This window comes from Streptomyces sp. NPDC031132 (assembly GCF_055570595.1).
Genome location: NZ_JBVIGX010000002.1, coordinates 53,336 through 55,701 on the forward strand (window position 1 = coordinate 53,336; position 2,366 = coordinate 55,701).

At 72.3% G+C, this 2,366-nt stretch carries 2 protein-coding genes; both read right to left on the reverse strand.

The window, feature by feature from the left end; all coding sequences use genetic code 11:
• Positions 1 to 139 precede the first annotated feature (139 nt).
• A complete protein-coding gene (gene lgt / locus ACZ49B_RS03260) occupies positions 140 to 1,159 on the reverse strand; it encodes a prolipoprotein diacylglyceryl transferase (protein WP_468299932.1) in 1,020 nt (339 codons plus the stop codon).
• A gap of 77 nt (positions 1,160 to 1,236) precedes the next feature.
• On the reverse strand, positions 1,237 to 2,208 hold the full coding sequence (locus ACZ49B_RS03265) for a DsbA family protein (protein ID WP_468299934.1): 972 nt from the start codon (positions 2,206 to 2,208) through the stop codon (positions 1,237 to 1,239).
• Positions 2,209 to 2,366: the final 158 nt, after the last annotated feature.

The following is a 2,366-nucleotide window of genomic DNA, read 5'->3' on the forward strand; positions in this document are numbered from 1 at the left end:
TTGGTTTTGGGGGAGGCGCGAGATGCGCCCTCCCGCCCCCCCAATAGCCCCTCCCCTTTCCCCCCCCCCCACAAACACGAAGGGGCGGGGGCCCCCCCCCCCCCCCCCCCCCCCCCTCCCGTGTGACCGGACGGCCCGGTCAGAGCTTCTTGGCGGCCTTCGGAGCCTCGGCGTCGCTCTTCGGCCCGGAGTCCTCGGCCCCGGCGGTGGCCGGGGCGTCCGCGCCGGCGTCCACCGCCTCGTCCGTGCCCGCGTCCTTGACCTCGTCCGCCTTGGCCTCGTCGGCCTTGACCTCGCCGGTCTTGGTCAAGTCGATCTTGGTCTCCGGGTCGGATGCCGCGGGTCCGCGGTCCGGCTCCACGACCTCCTCGCGGCCCGGCCGCAGCTTCGCCGACAGCACGAGGTAGACCACGGCCAGGACGAAGACCACGATCGAGGTCCACACGTTCAGCCGGAGGCCCAGGATGTGGTGCGCCTCGTCGACCCGCATGTACTCGATCCAGCCGCGGCCCACGCAGTACGCGGCGACGTACAGGGCGAAGGCCCGGCCGTGGCCCAGCTTGAAGCGGCGGTCGGCCCAGATCACGAGCGCGGCGACGCCGAGGCACCACAGCGACTCGTACAGGAAGGTCGGGTGGTAGGTGCCCGCCACCCGGTTGGGGCCCTCGCTGATCTTGACCGCCCAGGGCAGGTCGGTGGCCCGACCGTACAGCTCCTGGTTGAACCAGTTGCCCCAGCGGCCGCAGGCCTGGGCCAGCGCGATACCGGGTGCCAGGGCGTCGGCCCAGGCCGGCAGCGGGATGCCGCGCAGGCGGCAGCCGATCCAGGCGCCCACCGCGCCCAGCGCGATGGCCCCCCAGATGCCGAGGCCGCCCTCCCAGATCTTGAAGGCGTCGACCCAGTTGCGGCCCTCGCCGAAGTACAGCTGGTAGTCGGTGATCACGTGGTACAGGCGACCGCCGATCAGGCCGAACGGCACGGCCCACACCGCGATGTCCGCGACCGTGCCCGGCTTTCCGCCGCGCGCGATCCACCGCTTGTTGCCGAGCCAGACGGCGACGAAGACGCCGATGATGATGCAGAACGCGTAGCCGCGCAGCGGGATCGGTCCGAGATGGATCACGCCGGTCGACGGGCTGGGGATATAGGCAAGGTTCATGGCAGTGCCGACGCTACCCTGCCGGGCGGTGCGGACCGCAACCCGCCCGGCAACCTGGCGCCAAATCGAGACGGGCCTCAGGGGGTGTCCGCGGCCCCCTTCGCGACCCCGGCCGAGCCGGCCCGCGACCCCGTCGAGGTGGACGAGGACTTGGCCACGGCCGACGAGGAGGCCGACGGCGACGCGGACGCCGAGCCCTTCGCCGCCTTCCCGGAGGGGCTGGGCGAGGCGGACGGCGAGGGGCTCGCGCCCCCGGCGCCCTTCGCCGCGGCCTCCACCTGCTCCTTGAGCTTCTGCGGGGTGACCGGGTTGGCCTGGTCGGCGAAGAGGTCCTTGCCGTTCAGCAGCACGGCCGGGGTGCCCTTGAACTTCCCGGCGCGGAAGGCCTCGTAGGACTTGTTCACCCAGCTGTTGTGCGTCCCGTCCTCGACGCACTTGCGGAACTCGGGGGTGTCCAGCCCGTCCACCTTGCCGGCCAGCTCCAGCAGCTTGGCGTTGTTCCCGTAGGCGTCGTCGACCTCCTGCGGCTGGTTCTCGAACAGGACGTCGTGGTACGCGGCGAACTTCCCGGCGTCCTGCGCGCAGGCCGCGGCGTTCGCGCCCTTCAGCGAGCCGCTGCCGCCCATGTTCCCGTCGATCAGGGTGACGATGTGGTAATCGACCTTGAGCAGCCCCTTGGCCTCCAGGTCGTGGATGGTGTCCCGGTAGTTGGTCTCGAAGGACTTGCACGCCGGGCAGCGGAAGTCCTCCCACACCGTCAGCGTGGACTTGGCCTCGGGCTTGCCCGTCTGGATGGCGAGCGCGTCCTTGCCGGTGGCCCCGGAGGGGGCGGTCACCGGGCCTCCGCCGGCGGAGGTGTCGCCGCTGTCGGTGTTGGCCGCGATCAGGCCGACGACGGCCGCCAGGCCGAGGACGCCCACCACGGCCGACGCCACGATGAGGGTCCGCCGCCGCTTTTCCCTCTTCTTCTCGCGCTCACGCTCCACCTGGAGCCGCTCGCGGGCCGATCGTTTCGCTTCGCGGTTCGCACCGTCGTTCTTCTCGCTCACGTTCGGCCAAACGAAGCGGGGGGGGACCCGCGTGCCTCCCCCCCCCCCCCCCCCCCCCCCCCCCCCCCCAAAACCCCCCCCCCCCCCCCCCCCCCCCCCCCCCGGGGCCTTGGTCCTGCCGGGAGGGGCGAAGGACTACCCGAGGGCTACTTGTTGTC

Excerpts from the sequence above, each read along its gene's own strand:
- lgt (WP_468299932.1), bottom strand. The coding sequence starts at position 1,159 with ATGAACCTTGCCTATATCCCCAGCCCGTCGACCGGCGTGATCCATCTC.